This is a genomic window from Streptomyces sp. NPDC018029, from assembly GCF_044327655.1.
In the GTDB taxonomy this organism is placed as follows: Bacteria; Actinomycetota; Actinomycetes; order Streptomycetales; family Streptomycetaceae; genus Streptomyces.
Genome location: NZ_JBIRFV010000006.1, coordinates 388,460 through 401,592, shown reverse-complemented (window position 1 = coordinate 401,592; position 13,133 = coordinate 388,460). Strand labels below are relative to the sequence as shown.

Genomic DNA, 13,133 nt, shown 5'->3' with positions numbered 1-13,133 from the left:
AGGCCAGACCAGTTACCTTTTGGTGACTCGCCCGTGAACCACTTCCACCGCTACTCCTGCGCCAGCAGGCCCGTGCGCAGACGGGCCAGGGTGCGGGCGAGCAGCCGTGACACGTGCATCTGCGAGATCCCCAGCACGGTGCCGATCTCGGCCTGGGTCATCTCCTGCCCGAAGCGCATCTCGATGATGCGGCGCTCGCGTTCGTCGAGCTCGGCCAGGAGCGGTGCCAGGGCGTGCACGTTCTCGAAGACCTCGATGGCGGAGTCCGGCTCCCCCATGACGTCGGCGAGTGAGCGGCTGCTCCGGTGCGCGTCGCCGTCGTCGCTCCCGCCGTGCTGGGACTCCAGGGACCCGGCCGCGTAACCGTTGGCGGCCACGAGCACTTCGAGGATCTGCTCCTGGGTCACGTCGAGGTCCGCCGCGAGTTCGTTGACCGTCGGCTCGCGGCCGAGTTCGGCGAACAGCTGCTCCCTGGACTTCACGAGTTCGGAGCGCAGCTCCTTCAGTCTGCGCGGCACGTGCACGGCCCAGCTGGTGTCGCGGAAGTGGCGCTTGATCTCCCCGAGGATGCAGGGGACGGCGAACGACACGAACTCGAACCCGCGGCTCGGGTCGAACCGGTCGATCGCCTTGATCAGGCCGACGGTCCCGACCTGGACGATGTCCTCCATGTGACCGTTGCCGCGGTTGCGGAACCGGCCCGCCACATAGTGCACCAGCGAGAGGTTCATCTCGATCAGGGTGTTGCGCGCGTACAAGAAGTCCGGCGAGCCCTCCTCAAGGGTCTCCAGCCGCTCGAAGAAGAGCTTCGACAGCTCCCGCGCGTCCTTCGGCGCGACCTGGTCGGCCTCGATCCGCGGCAGTCCGACGACCTCGTCCCGCGACGGCTGGGTCGGCAGGGCGGGCCCGTCCTGCCGGGCGGGCGGGACCGGCTCGGCCGGCCGGGTCGGCTCAACGGTCGCGTCCACGCCCATTGCCCCAAGAAACATCGTCAGACTCCCCATGCTCTCGACTTGCCCGCGACTTGCCTGCGCCGGCGATGACTCCACTCGCGAGCTCAGCTCGCGACCACCGTGAAGGGGATGCCTTCGCGGTCCTCCAGCACGGCCTCACGCCGGTGGGAGGGCCCTTGCGGCGGCGCGACGACCCGCCCGCCCCAGACCGGGGCAGCGGCGGCGGCCGCGTCGACGTCGGCCACGCGGAAGCACGCGTGCCAGCGGTGGCGGCCCTCGAAGCCCGGCGGTGTTCCGTCACTGAGCGCGGCGACCGTGCGCAGCCCGTCACGCACCAGGATCTGCCCGTGGGCGTACTCCACCTCGCAGCTGTCGCCCGACCCGTCGGCCCAGCCGAGCGCGCCCCCGTAGAAGAGGGCCGCGGCGAAGATGTCCCGGGTGTGCAGTTCGAGCCGGGCGATCGGGCCGTCCCCCACCCTCCAGTTCTGGTCGGGAGCCTCCTGGCGCAGACCGAACACCGCGCCCTCGGGACCCGCCACCACGGCGATCCGCCCGGCGCCGGTCAGCAGCGGGCCCACCGCCACGGTGGCGCCGCGCTCACGGAGCCGGGTCACCGCGACGTCCACGTCGTCGACGGCGAAGTACGGCGTCCAGGCCGCGTGGCCGCCCAGGTCGCACGTCGTCTCGCTGATGGTGCCCACCGGCGCGCCCGCCCGCACGGCCAGCGAGCGCGGCTTGCGCGGCGACCCGAGCAGCGGGACGTGGCACCAGCCGAGGACCCGGCCGTAGAACTCCTCGGCGGCCCGCAGGTCCCGGGAGGCCAGGCTCAGCCAGCAGGGCGCACCACGCGCTTTCCGCAGGGCCTCCGGGGGCAGGCTCCCGGCGGACGCGGCCGGCTTCCGGTCGCCGACGGGTATCAGCCGCGTTCCGCCGCCCCTCCGCAAGGTGCTCTCCCCGGCCCATACGCGTCGTGTGTCCCTAGGCACTGTCACGGCACCCTCATCTCGCTTCCCCCACGCGGTTCGTGCGGTCTCGCGAGTGGTGATTCCGCAGACGGAAGCCCGCATACCGGGACTTTCCTCACTCACGTGAGGGGCCAAAGACCTGCCTTCGCTCCGGTCTGGCAAGGTCACCCCATGACTGCCTTCTCCGCGCCGGACGGGACCCAGCTCGCCTACCACGTACTCGGAGACGGTGGAGGGGCCGCCTCGGACGCCCGCGGCCTCCCTCCCGTGGTCTGTCTGCCCGGAGGTCCCATGCAGGCCTCCGCCTACCTCGGTGACCTCGGCGGACTCGCCGCGCACCGCCCGCTGATCATGCTGGACCTGCGCGGCACCGGCGGCTCAGCGGTGCCGGAGGACCCCGCCTCGTACCGCTGCGACCGGCTCGTGGATGACGTGGAGGCGCTGCGCCGGCACCTCGGTCTCGGCACGATGGACCTGCTCGCGCACTCCGCCGGCACCAATCTCGCGGTGCTGTACGCGGCCCGCCACCCCGAGCGTGTCGGCAAGCTGGCGCTGATCACGCCGAGCGTCATGGCGGTGGCAGTCTCCGTCGACGGCGCCGTGCGGCGGGAGGCGGCGCTGCTGCGGCGGGACGAGCCGTGGTTCCCGACGGCTTTCGCGGCCCTGGAGGAGATCGTGGCGGGGCGGGCGACGGCTGCCTCCTTCGAGGCCATCGCTCCGTTCGCGTACGGCCGCTGGGACGCGGCGGCGCGGGCCCATCGGGCGGCCGAGGGCCGGCAGCGCAACGACGAGGCCGCGGCCGCCTACGGCGCCGAGGGCGCCTACGACCCGCAGGCCACCCGCGCCGCGCTCGCACGCCACGAGGCCCCGGTGCTGGTACTGGCCGGGGAGGCCGACCTCAACTCACCGCCCGCCGCGGTGGCCGAAGTCGCGGAGCTGTTCCCGGACGCCGAGCTCGTCGTGCAGCCCGGCGCAGGACACTTCCCCTGGCTGTACGACCCGGCCGGGTTCGTGGCGGCCACGGCGGCGTTCCTCGCCTGACCGCCGCACCGCCTCTCCCCGGCCGGGTCGCCGGGCGTCACCAGATCCGGACGCGCTCCGACGGGTCGAGCCACAGCCCGTCGCCCTCGGCCGTGGCGAACGCCTCGTGGAACTCGTCGAGGTTGCGGACGATGTTGGCGCGGAACTCCGGCGGCGAGTGCGGGTCGATGGTGAGGTACTGCTGCTCCTGCTCCTTGCGGCGCTTGGTGCGCCAGCAGTACGCCCAGTTCATGAAGAGCCGCTGCGAGCCGGTCAGGCCGTCGCTCTCGGGCATCGGCGCACCGTCGAGCGCGATGAGGTAGGCGGTGTGCCCGATGGTCAGGCCGCCCAGGTCGCCGATGTTCTCGCCGACGGTCAGCGAGCCGTTGACGAACTCGCCGGGGAGGTTGCGGGGCGAGAACGCGTCGTACTGCTTGATGAGCGCCTTCGACTTGCCCTCGAAGGCGGTCTTGTCGGCGGCGGTCCACCAGTCGTTGAGGTTGCCCGCGCCGTCGTACTGCGCGCCCTGGTCGTCGAAGCCGTGGCCGATCTCGTGGCCGATGACCGCGCCGATGCCGCCGTAGTTCTCCGCCGGGTCGGCGTCGGGCGAGAAGAACGGCTTCTGCAGGATGCCCGCGGGGAAGCAGATCTCGTTGGTGCCCGGGTTGTAGTAGGCGTTGACGGTCTGCGGCAGCATGAACCACTCGTCGCGGTCGACCGGCGCGCCGATCTTGGCGAGCTCCCGGTCGGACTCGAACGCGGCCGCCGCCTGCGCGTTGCCGAGGAGGTCGTCGGGCGAGACCTGGAGCGCGGAGTAGTCGCGGAAGGTGTCGGGGTAGCCGATCTTCGGGCGGAACGTGGCGAGCTTCTCGTACGCCCGCTCCTTCGTCTCGTCGGTCATCCAGTCGAGGCGCGCGATCGACTGACGGTAGGCCTCCAGGAGGTTGGCGACCAGGTCGTCCATCATCGCCTTGGACGACGGCGGGAAGTGCCGTGCGACGTACTCCTTGCCGACGGCCTCGCCGATGGAACCCTCCACGAACGCGACCGCGCGCTTCCAGCGGGCGCGCAGCTCCGGGGTGCCGTTGAGGGTGCGGCCGTAGAACTCGAAGTTGTTCCGCACGAATTCGTCCGGCAGGTACGGCGAGCAGGCGCGCAGCACGCGGGTCAGCGCCCAGTCGCGCCACTGCTCGATCGGCACCTCCGCGAGGACCGCGGAGAGGTGGGTGAGGTAGGACGGCTGGCGGACGCAGGTCTCGGCGATGGTGGCGTCCGAGCCGCCGAGCGCGGCGGCGTAGCCGCGCCAGTCGAACTCCGGTGCCAGCGCGGTCAGTTCGTCCAGGGTGGTGAGGTTGTAGGTCTTCAGGACGTCGCGGGTCTCGGCCCGCTCCCAGTGGCCCGCCGCGAGCTTCGTCTCCAGCGCGAGGACGGTCCGTGCGGCACCTGCCGGGTCCGCGTGCTTGCCGAGCGTGAGCAGCTCGGTGAGGTGGGCGACGTACTTCTCGCGGATCTCGGCGAACTTCTCGTCGCGGTAGTACGACTCGTCGGGCAGGCCGAGTCCGCCCTGGAGGATGTTGAAGAGGTAGCGGTCGGAGTCGCGGTCGTCCGAGTCGATGTACGAGCCGAAGAGGCCGGAGCCGCCGATTCGCTCGAAGCGGCCGAGGAAGGCGGCGAGCTCCCGGGTGTCGCGCAGGCCGGCGACCTCGTCGATCAGGGGCTGGGCGGGGGCGAGGCCGCGGGCGGCGATGGTCTCCTCGTCCATGAAGGAGGCGTACAGGGCGGCGATCTTCCGGGCGTCCTCGGAGGTCGCGCCCGGATCGGCGGCGGCCCGCTCCGCCAGCTCCTGGATGATCGTCTTGACCTGCTGCTCCGCGGTGTCGGCCAGCTGCACGAAGGGGCCCCAGCTGGAGCGGTCCTCGGGAATCTTCTCGGTGTCGAGCCAGGCGCCGTTGACGTGACCGAAGAGGTCGTCCTGCGGCCGGATCTCGGGGTTCATGCCCGGGCGGGCGTCATCCAGAATGCTCATCCAGGCAGCCTATGCGAGCCGCCGACCGGCCCCGGGCCGTCCGCCGCCGACCGACACGTCAACTCGCGTGCAAAACGTCTCAATAGGAGCGATAAAGTATCGCGTCAACCTCTGTACGCCTGTGACACCCAGGAGCACATCCGTGAGCGTAGCCATCGTCCCGTCCCAGGAAGCCGCTCCCGCCGGAGACGCCGTTCCCGCCGCGGAAGCCGTCGACGCGGCGGCCCTGGTGGCCGAGGACGCCCGTGACTTCGGGGCCTACGCCCGCACCGGCGGCTGGGCCTTCGGCCTCAAGGTCGCCCGCAGCGTGCGGCCGGGCGGGCAGAGCGCCGGCGAGACGCCGAAGGTGTCCGCCAAGGAGTTCGCCGAGCTGGCGGGCTGCTCGGCCGACCGCGTCATGCGCTACTACAAGGCCTGGGACAAGGCCGCCGACGACGGGATGGTGCCGCACTTCGAGGCGCTCTCCCCCGGCATGGAGGTCGAACTGCCGGACGCCGACGTCTGGTTGTCGTACTACACCTCCCGCTCCAGCGCTTTGACGCAGCGCGGTGAGGCGATCACGGAGGCCGCCGAGGCCGAGGGCATCCGCCCCACCAAGGCCCTGGAGGTCGCGGAGAACCCGACCGCGCTGCGCGCCGCGATCCTCGCCGACCCCGGCACCGCGGAGGCGGCACGGAAGGCCCTGATGGACCGCCTCGGCGAGGATCCGGCGCTGCGCACGGAGCTGGTCCGCGACATCGTCCGCGCCGACGACCTGAAGAAGGCCGTGGCGGCCGAGTCCAAGGCCGGCGACCGGGTCGACTACGTCCGCCAGATCGTCGAGAAGGGCCAGGTCAAGACGCCCGCCGGGCAGATGATCGACGCGCCCGCCGAGCTGCGCGAGGAGGCCGAGCGCCACCTCTCCCTCATCGACGAGCTGGACGACGGCGAGGAGTCCGGCGAGTGGGCGCGCGAGGCGTACGACACGGTGCGGGACATGGTGGCGCAGACCGTCCAGAGCGACCCAGAGCTGCGGGTGCAGGAGCGGCGCGCGAAGTTCTACAGCAGCCTGCAGAAGGCCACGAAGGTCTTCGAGGAGCTGACGTTCGACGATGTCGACGCGGCCGAGGAGATCCGCGACATCTACGAGGACGACATGGTCAAGCGCCTCGAAGACCTTCAGCAGGCCATCGGCGCGTGCATCGCGGCCCTCCGGACGGCGACGGCCACGCCGCCCGCTCAGGAGCCGACGCCGTCGCCCGCCACCCAGGCTGACCAGGTCGAGAGCCTGCCGGACGAGTGGGACGCGTCCTGACCCGGCCTTCCGCAGCCGGCGCGCGTGCCGTCAGTGCGTGAGCGTGATCCGGATTCCGACCGTCCCCTTGAGGCCGCGGCGGATCCTGCTGCCGAGGAGCGTGAGGAAGCCGGTCACCCCGTACTTGTGAAGGATGCGGGTGCGGTACGCGGCGGTGACGTCCGGCGGGCAGATCTCGGCGGTGGCGGGCACCTGCTCGCCCGTCGGGTTGCCCCGCCGGTCGCAAGGGCCGACCATGACGTCCGCGCACCTGCGGATCCGCTTCACCTTCCAGGAGTCCACGGGCGTCCAGATGCCGAGGGCGTCGCCGTCCCCGACGACCCACACGGGGGTGGGCACCAGGGTGCCGTCCTTGCGGGCGCTGCTGACCAGCAGGTACTTTCCGGCGCTGAGCCGCGCAGCCAGGGTGTCGACCATGCCGAGAGTCTAGGGCTCCAGGGGGAGGATCTTCCGTAACCTCCTATTCTGGTTACATGGCCCAGTCCCCCGGCATCCCGATGCGCTCCCACAGCGGATCCACCTATCGCTTCGACCCTGGGGCGCTCTGCCTGGAGCTGCTCACCACCGGGGGCCCGGGCGAGTTCCGGCGGTACGAGGTGCTGCACGCGCCCGGCGACCTCACCGCCTGGGCCGAACGCTCACGGCTGACGCCCACGCCCTCCCTGGAGGTGTCCGACGCCGAGGTGGCGGCGGCCCGGCGGCTGCGCGACGCGCTGTTCCGCGTGACCACCGCCCGGGCCCTGCACAATCTTGCAGAGGCGGCCGATCCCGCCGATGTCGCCGACGTCGGCACGATCAATGAAGCGGCGGCCCACGCCCCGCTCGTCCCCGCGATCGGGCCCGGCGGTGAGCGCGGCTGGGCCGGGACCGCCGACGGCACCCGGCTGCTCGCCACCGTCGCGCGCGACGCCGTGGAGCTCCTCACGGGACCGTTCGCCCACCGCATACGCATGTGCTCGCCCGGGAACTGCTCTCTGATCTACGTCGACACCTCACGCCCCGGTCGGCGCCGCTGGTGCTCGATGGAACACTGCGGCAACCGCAACAAGGTACGGACGCTCCGCGCGCGCCGTTCCGAGGACCACTGACGAGCACATCGATGAGCCGACAGAACGCGGGAGAGGGCATGGGAGCGGGAGTGGAGCGGGCCGACGGAGCTCCTGCGCTCCGCCCTGTCGATCTCGCCCGCGCGGCCGGTGTCTCCCCGCAGCAGATCCGCAACTACGCCGACGCGGGCATCCTGCCGCCCGCGCCCCGCTCCCCCACCGGATACCGCAGGTTCCACGCCGGGCACCGGCAGGCCCTGCTCGCCTATCGGGCCCTGGCCCGCGGGCACGGTCCGGGCGCGGCGCGGGAGGTGATGCGGGCCGTGCACGCCGGGGACGTGCCGGAGGCGCTGGCCCTGGTCGACGCCGGGCACGCCCTGCTGCACGAACAGCGGAACGCGCTGCGGACGACAGGGGAAGCACTGGAGGCGGTCGCGGAGGGCGGGCCCGCCGCCCCCGCGCTGCCGCGGGCGCCGCTGCGCATCGGGGAGGTGGCCGCCCACCTCGGCGTGCGCACCTCGGCGCTGCGGGTCTGGGAGGCCGCCGGGCTCCTGACGCCGTCACGCGATCCGGTGACGCACTACCGCTCCTACCTCCCCGCCGACGTACGCGACGCACGCATCGTCCACATGCTGCGGCAGAGCCACTACCTCCTGCCGCAGATCGGCCCCGTCCTCGACGACCTGCGCCGCAGCGGCGGCGTCGGTGCGCTGCGCACGGCCCTCGCGGAGCGCGGGGCCGCGCTGGACCTGCGGGCGCGGGCGATGCTGGAGGGCGCGGCCCACCTGCACCGCTATCTCACGGACGGCCCGTACAGCGCGGCCGGCTCCCCCGAGGCCAGCGCCCAGTAGCGGTCCCCATATGACCAGTGCCACCACTCGGTGGGGTAGTTGACGAGGCCCGCGCCCGTGAGGGCGGCCCCGAGGATCGTGCGGTGGGCGCGCGCCTCGGCGCTGATGTTGTCCGCGCCGGTGTAGCAGGCGCCCGCGCTCTCCTCGGGGTCGGCGTTCATCCGGGTGCCCAGGTCGAGCTCGCGCCCTTCGGCGTCGGCGAGCGTCAGGTCGACGGCCGCGCCCGCGCTGTGCGGGGCGATGTCGGGCGGGGAGACGTAGCGGCTGGTCGCCGCGTGTATCTCGGCGGCCGGCCACCGCGGGTGGAGGGCGCGCAGCTGCTCGGCGTACTCCTCGAAGTAGTCGCGTTGCAGCGACGGCGGCCGGTAGCCCTCCACGAACAGCAGCCGCAGCCCGCTCGGCAGCAGCTCCTCGGCCCGCTGGAGGCGCCGCAGGACGCCTTCGCGCAGCAGCGCGAAATCGTCCCCGTCCCCCGCCTGTTCCCGCACGTCGACCAGGAGGCCCGTGCCTTCCCGCACGTCGACGAGCCGCTCGCCGCACTCGTACACGGGGACGGCGGCGACCCGCGGGTCCGACATGAGGACGATCTCGCCCGCCTCGTCCGCGACGGTGTGCGGGGCGGTCATGAGACGGGCCACGGGGAGACCTCGGTCACCGCGTCCACGGGCAACGGCCCGTAGATGTGCGGGAATTCGACGCCTCCGGGCTCGGGGGCCTCGAAGCGCACCGGCACGGTGAGGCGTTCGCTGTCGATGGTGAGGACGACCAGCTCGTCGGGGCCTTCGTAGCCCCCGTAGAGGAAGTCGGCCACGCCTCGCAGCTGCTCCGGCAGTGAGCAGTGGATGAACCCCTCCTCGCTCAGCGTCTTTCCGCGGGTCGACATCTCGTAGGTCCCGGCTCTCCGGGCGGCGTCCCACAGGGCGCGCTCGGTGATGTGCAGCAGTTTCGTCATGGATCAACGGTACGTGGGGCCTCGCGACGGAGTGCGGAGTCAGGGTCGGGCGGCCTCAAGGGCTTCGGCGACCGCGGTGTGGAAGCGGGCGTGCTGCCGTGCGCTGGGCGGGAGTTCGGGGTTCCAGGGCAGGGTGGGGATGCCCGGCCCCAGGGCGTCGCCGAGCGCGGCCGCGTTGCCGCGTACGTCGGTGAGGACGAGGTCGGGCTCCAGTGCGGCCGCCTCGGTCCAGGTCGTCGTGGACCAGTTGGCGCCCTGCCCCTGCGCCGGGTCCACGAGGCCGACGCCGAGCCCGGCGAGTGCGGCCAGGTCGGGCCAGGCGTACGGCCTCGCCAGGTGGACGGAGTCAGGGCCCGCCGGGGAGAGCGCGAGCACCCGGAGCCGTACGGGCCGGGTAGCCGCTGCGGTCAACCTCTCCTCGGCGGCGGCGAGTTCGGCGTCCGCTTCGGGGTGCGGAGCGGCGCCCAGGCTGCGGGCGAGTGCGGTGAGGCGGTCCCTGATCCCGGCGAGGCTGCGGCCGCTGCCCACGTCGAGCACGACGAGCGGGACCTGCTCCTCCAGGTGCTTGGCGGCCTCCGGGTCGAGGCCGTAGACCTGACCGCCGCCGTAGGTCAGCGCCACGACCAGGTCGGGCCGTGCCGCGAGGAGCGCGTCCAGGTCCAGTGCGGAGCCCGCGCCGAAGTAGGGCAGGTCGCCGAGGGGGAGGCTGCCCGCCTTGGCCGGGTCGGGCAGGGCCGGGTCGTCGTGGGCGGAGCCGAAGACACCGGCGGGCCGTATGCCGTGGTCGTGCAGCGCCGCGCCGGTCGGCACGTAGGCGACCGGGCGGGTGGGGCGGCTCGCGGTCCTCACCAGGTGGCCCCGGTCGTCGGTGAACTCCCAGTCCCGGTCCGTGCGTTGTGCCATGATGTCCGGCCCCTCCCGTCGTCCCGTGCCGTGGCTTGTTCCCGCCGTGGCCGTCCCGGTGCTACCTGCCCGGGCGCACGCCGGAGTACACGGACCGGCTGGGTCTCCGCCGGTCGACCTAGTCCCTGCGCCCTGCCGATCCCCGTCGCACGACAGATGTGGTGACGGGGTGCGCGTTCGTAGCTTCGTCGGTGTCGGAAACAAGCACCGGACGAGCACCGGACATGCACCGGACCAGGAGGCGGACATGAGCGACACCCAGGGGACCACCATGAACGAGCGGGGCGACGCGGGACTCGGCACGGGCGCCGACGAGCGCCTGAAAGTGGCCGTCATCGTCGCGAGCACCCGGGAGGGCCGCTTCGCGCCCACCATCACCGACTGGTTCACCGGACAGGCCGCACACCGGCCCGACCTCGACATCGATGTGATCGACCTGGCCGAGGCGCGTCTCCCCGAAGGCCTTTCCAAGCGTCCCGGCCCGGAGGTCACCGGAATCACGCGGCGCATCGACGCGGCCGACGCGTTCGTCGTCATCACCCCGGAGTACAACCACAGCTACCCCGCCTCGCTGAAGACCGCGATCGACTGGCATTACGAGGAGTGGCGCGCCAAGCCAGTGGGCTTCGTCAGTTACGGCGGGCTTTCGGGCGGTCTGCGCGCCGTCGAGCATCTGCGGCAGGTCTTCGCGGAGCTGCACGCGGTGACGGTGCGCGACACGGTCAGCTTCCACGGCGTGTGGGGCTGCTTCGACGAGTCCGGCGCACCGGTCGACCCGACCGGCCCGGAGACGGCGGCCAAGACGATGCTCGACCAGCTCAGCTGGTGGGGCCGCACTCTGCGTGACGGCAAGACCGCCCGCCCCTACGCCGCCTGAGGCTTTCCCGTCGAAGCAGCCTCGAAGCATGATCGATGGAAAGCATGGTCGAAGCATGGGAGTTGTCATGAGGATGGTCGCGGCAGCGCTCACCGCCTACGGTCCGCCGGAGGTCCTGCGGCCGACGGAGCTACGCGTCCCGGAGCCGGGCCCCGGTCAGGTGCGGATCCGGATCAGGGCGGCCGGGGTGCAGCCGTTCGACCTCGGGGTCCGGGAGGGCTGGGTGGCACCGGGCGCCGGACCGGGGTTCCCGGTCGTCCCCGGCAACGAGTTCGCGGGCGTCGTGGACCGGCTCGGCGCGGACGTCGGCGACTTCGCGCCCGGTGACGAGGTGCTCGGATACTCCCTCCTCGGCGCGTACGCGCAGTACACGACGGTGCCCGCGGAACAGCTGGTGCACAAGCCGACCGCGATGCCGTGGACGGTCGCGGGCGGCTTCTCCGGCAACGGCCAGGGCGCCCATCTGGCCCTCTCCCGGCTGCGCGTGGGCCCCGGGGACACCGTCCTGATCGGTGCGGCGGCCGGTGCTCTCGGCACGTTCTCCGTGCAGCTGGCGCGGGCCTGGGGTGCCACCACCGTCATCGGGACCGCCAGTGACCGCAACCACGACCACCTGCGGGCGCTCGGGGCGATCCCGGTGACGTACGGCGAGGGGCTCGTCGACCGGATCCGGGCCGTCGCGCCCGGCGGGGTCGACGCGGCGCTGGACGCGGCGGGCCCGGAGGGGCTGCGGGCGGCCCTGGCCGTGACCAAAGACCGCGATCGCGTCGTCACCATGGTGGCCATGGAGGAAGCGGCGCGGCTCGGGCTGCCCGACTGGGGCGGCAACCGCTCCGCGGCTCGGCTGGCCGAGCTCACCGCGCTGTACGAGAAGGGGGCGCTGGACGTGCATCTGCGCGCGACGTTCCCGCTGGAGCGGGCGGCGGACGCGCACCGCCTCGTGGCCACCGGGCACGGCCGCGGCAAAGTGGTCCTCACCGTCGGCTGAAGGGACGGCCGACCGGGCCCCCGGCACCGCCGCGGCGCCTCGACCGCAGCACCACTTCGCCGTCCGAGGGCACGGGACCCGGCGCCTACTTCTTCTCACACAGGGCGTCGTCGACGAGTTTGTCGGTGCGGTCGTCCCGGTCCTCCGCGGCCACGTTGGTCGAGCGCATCACCATGACGCCCCTCTTGCCCTTGTCGACGAAGCCGTTGGCGTTCAGGTGGCCGAGGGTCGTCCCGCCGTGGCCCCAGTAGCCGCCTCCGCAGCTCAGCTGGGTCCACAGGATGCCGAGCCCCGCCCTCTCCACCCTCGTCCCGCCGTCCTCCCGAGGGGCCGGCACCGTCTTGAGCATCTGTGCCAGCTGCCGCGGCTGGAGCAGTTTGCCGCCGAGGAGGCTCTGCCAGAAGCGGGCGAGGTCGTTCGGTGTGGTGACGAGATCGCCTGCCGCACCACCCCAGGTCATGCTCAGCTCGGTGCTGTCGACAAGGCGGCCCTTGGGCTTGAACTGCTGGTACGCCTCGGCGTGCGGCTGGGGAAGACCGGTCCGCCTGCCCGCGGAGAAGGTGTGCTCGAGGCCGAGGGGCTTGATGATCCGGGCGCGTACCTCCTCGCTCCAGGGCCGGCCCGTCACCTTCTCGATGATCATGCCAGCCAGTATGTAGCCGGTGTTGGAGTAGCTCCAGCCCTTGCCGGGCTCGAAGAGGGGCGGGTTCCGCAGGGCCAGGTCGACCAGATCGCGCGGCTGGTAGTGGTCGAAGCGGTGCTCCTGGAACTCCTTCTCGTCGGTGAGGGGCAGGCTGTCGTCGTAGTCGGGGAGCCCACTGGTGTGCTGCAGCAGTTGCCGGACGGTGATCCGCTCGCCGTCGTTGCCGTTGGCATCGACCACTCCGGGCAGCCACCGGTGGACGGTGTCGTCGAGCCGCATGCGGCCTTCACCGACCAGTTGCAGCACGACGGTCGACACGAACGTCTTGGTGTTGCTGCCCATCCGGAAGTAGCCCTGCTGCGGCATGCGCCGGTCGGTGCCGAGTTCGGCGGTGCCACTGCGCACGGAGCGCCGCCTCTCTCCGTTCACCAAGGTGGCCTGGGCGCCCACCACTCCGTCCTTGCGGACGATGTCGTCCAGGTCCCGCTGCAGGTCCGCCCGGCCGTGGCCGGAGGAGCCGGGGGCTGTCTCGGCCCAGGCGGTGGAGACCGGTATCGCCAGCGTCGCCGTGACGGCTATCGCGGTTATGGTTCCCAGGGTACGCAGCTGCGTCAT

Annotated in this window: 14 protein-coding genes; 6 read left to right on the top strand and 8 right to left on the bottom strand. The window is 72.3% G+C overall.

The annotated features are described in order from the left end of the window. Positions 1-50: 50 nt before the first annotated feature. Together ACH4D5_RS20915 and ACH4D5_RS20910 are read right to left on the bottom strand one after the other, a co-directional pair. On the bottom strand, positions 51-974 hold the full coding sequence (locus tag ACH4D5_RS20915) for a SigB/SigF/SigG family RNA polymerase sigma factor (RefSeq protein WP_398304892.1): 924 nt from the start codon (positions 972-974) through the stop codon (positions 51-53). A gap of 83 nt (positions 975-1,057) precedes the next feature. Next, positions 1,058-1,897 carry a VOC family protein gene (locus tag ACH4D5_RS20910; RefSeq protein ID WP_398304440.1) on the bottom strand — a complete coding sequence of 280 codons (840 nt, stop codon included), beginning with the start codon at positions 1,895-1,897 and terminating at the stop codon, positions 1,058-1,060. 192 nt (positions 1,898-2,089) lie between these two features. On the opposite strand from ACH4D5_RS20910, the gene ACH4D5_RS20905 reads away from it, so the two are divergent. Continuing rightward, entirely contained in the window at positions 2,090-2,959 is an 870-nt protein-coding gene (locus tag ACH4D5_RS20905; RefSeq protein ID WP_398304438.1) for an alpha/beta fold hydrolase, read from the top strand. A 37-nt stretch (positions 2,960-2,996) separates the two neighbouring features. Here the strand turns inward: ACH4D5_RS20905 and ACH4D5_RS20900 are convergent, their stop codons facing one another. Next, entirely contained in the window at positions 2,997-4,964 is a 1,968-nt protein-coding gene (locus ACH4D5_RS20900; protein WP_398304435.1) for a M13 family metallopeptidase, read from the bottom strand. A 142-nt stretch (positions 4,965-5,106) separates the two neighbouring features. Here ACH4D5_RS20900 and ACH4D5_RS20895 point away from each other — a divergent pair, with 142 nt between their 5' ends. Then, the gene (locus ACH4D5_RS20895; protein WP_398304432.1) at positions 5,107-6,258 is read left to right on the top strand and encodes a hypothetical protein; all 1,152 of its coding nucleotides are present in this window, start codon (positions 5,107-5,109) and stop codon (positions 6,256-6,258) included. A gap of 30 nt (positions 6,259-6,288) precedes the next feature. Here ACH4D5_RS20895 and ACH4D5_RS20890 read toward each other — a convergent pair whose 3' ends face one another. Beyond that, positions 6,289-6,675, bottom strand: coding sequence for a PPOX class F420-dependent oxidoreductase (locus tag ACH4D5_RS20890; protein WP_398304430.1), 387 nt, complete (start codon positions 6,673-6,675; stop codon positions 6,289-6,291). 56 nt (positions 6,676-6,731) lie between these two features. Between ACH4D5_RS20890 and ACH4D5_RS20885 the strand changes: the two genes are divergently transcribed. Together ACH4D5_RS20885 and ACH4D5_RS20880 are read left to right on the top strand one after the other, a co-directional pair. After that, positions 6,732-7,346: a CGNR zinc finger domain-containing protein gene (locus ACH4D5_RS20885; RefSeq protein ID WP_398304427.1), complete on the top strand. Its 615-nt coding sequence runs from the start codon at positions 6,732-6,734 to the stop codon at positions 7,344-7,346. A gap of 38 nt (positions 7,347-7,384) precedes the next feature. Continuing rightward, positions 7,385-8,155 (top strand): MerR family DNA-binding transcriptional regulator, encoded by a 771-nt coding sequence (locus ACH4D5_RS20880; protein WP_398304889.1) that lies wholly within the window; start codon positions 7,385-7,387, stop codon positions 8,153-8,155. Here ACH4D5_RS20880 and ACH4D5_RS20875 read toward each other — a convergent pair. From ACH4D5_RS20875 to ACH4D5_RS20865, 3 genes are read right to left on the bottom strand one after another with little or no spacing between them, the layout of a single operon-like run. Continuing rightward, entirely contained in the window at positions 8,098-8,733 is a 636-nt protein-coding gene (locus ACH4D5_RS20875) for a M15 family metallopeptidase (RefSeq protein ID WP_398304886.1), read from the bottom strand. The two genes, ACH4D5_RS20880 and ACH4D5_RS20875, sit on opposite strands and share 58 nt — an antisense overlap. Before the next feature lie 44 nt (positions 8,734-8,777). Next, positions 8,778-9,107 (bottom strand): DUF952 domain-containing protein, encoded by a 330-nt coding sequence (locus ACH4D5_RS20870; RefSeq protein WP_398304424.1) that lies wholly within the window; start codon positions 9,105-9,107, stop codon positions 8,778-8,780. A gap of 39 nt (positions 9,108-9,146) precedes the next feature. After that, positions 9,147-10,010, bottom strand: a complete 864-nt coding sequence (locus tag ACH4D5_RS20865; protein WP_398304421.1) for an ABC transporter substrate-binding protein — start codon at positions 10,008-10,010, stop codon at positions 9,147-9,149. Positions 10,011-10,281: 271 nt separating this feature from the next. On the opposite strand from ACH4D5_RS20865, the gene ACH4D5_RS20860 reads away from it, so the two are divergent. Both ACH4D5_RS20860 and ACH4D5_RS20855 read left to right on the top strand, forming a co-directional pair. After that, positions 10,282-10,887 (top strand): NADPH-dependent FMN reductase, encoded by a 606-nt coding sequence (locus ACH4D5_RS20860; protein WP_398304884.1) that lies wholly within the window; start codon positions 10,282-10,284, stop codon positions 10,885-10,887. 55 nt (positions 10,888-10,942) lie between these two features. After that, positions 10,943-11,875: an NADP-dependent oxidoreductase gene (locus tag ACH4D5_RS20855; protein ID WP_398304419.1), complete on the top strand. Its 933-nt coding sequence runs from the start codon at positions 10,943-10,945 to the stop codon at positions 11,873-11,875. Between the two features lie 85 nt (positions 11,876-11,960). Here the strand turns inward: ACH4D5_RS20855 and ACH4D5_RS20850 are convergent, their stop codons facing one another. Next, entirely contained in the window at positions 11,961-13,133 is a 1,173-nt protein-coding gene (locus tag ACH4D5_RS20850; protein ID WP_398304416.1) for a serine hydrolase domain-containing protein, read from the bottom strand.

Coding starts and splice junctions, on each gene's coding strand:
- ACH4D5_RS20900 (WP_398304435.1), bottom strand. CDS start 4,964: ATGAGCATTCTGGATGACGCCCGCCCGGGCATGAACCCCGAGATCCGG.
- ACH4D5_RS20850 (WP_398304416.1), bottom strand. CDS start 13,133: ATGACGCAGCTGCGTACCCTGGGAACCATAACCGCGATAGCCGTCACG.
- ACH4D5_RS20890 (WP_398304430.1), bottom strand. CDS start 6,675: ATGGTCGACACCCTGGCTGCGCGGCTCAGCGCCGGAAAGTACCTGCTG.
- ACH4D5_RS20870 (WP_398304424.1), bottom strand. CDS start 9,107: ATGACGAAACTGCTGCACATCACCGAGCGCGCCCTGTGGGACGCCGCC.
- ACH4D5_RS20885 (WP_398304427.1), top strand. CDS start 6,732: ATGGCCCAGTCCCCCGGCATCCCGATGCGCTCCCACAGCGGATCCACC.
- ACH4D5_RS20865 (WP_398304421.1), bottom strand. CDS start 10,010: ATGGCACAACGCACGGACCGGGACTGGGAGTTCACCGACGACCGGGGC.
- ACH4D5_RS20915 (WP_398304892.1), bottom strand. CDS start 974: ATGGGCGTGGACGCGACCGTTGAGCCGACCCGGCCGGCCGAGCCGGTC.
- ACH4D5_RS20860 (WP_398304884.1), top strand. CDS start 10,282: ATGAACGAGCGGGGCGACGCGGGACTCGGCACGGGCGCCGACGAGCGC.
- ACH4D5_RS20855 (WP_398304419.1), top strand. CDS start 10,943: ATGGGAGTTGTCATGAGGATGGTCGCGGCAGCGCTCACCGCCTACGGT.
- ACH4D5_RS20880 (WP_398304889.1), top strand. CDS start 7,385: ATGGGAGCGGGAGTGGAGCGGGCCGACGGAGCTCCTGCGCTCCGCCCT.
- ACH4D5_RS20905 (WP_398304438.1), top strand. CDS start 2,090: ATGACTGCCTTCTCCGCGCCGGACGGGACCCAGCTCGCCTACCACGTA.
- ACH4D5_RS20875 (WP_398304886.1), bottom strand. CDS start 8,733: ATGTCGGACCCGCGGGTCGCCGCCGTCCCCGTGTACGAGTGCGGCGAG.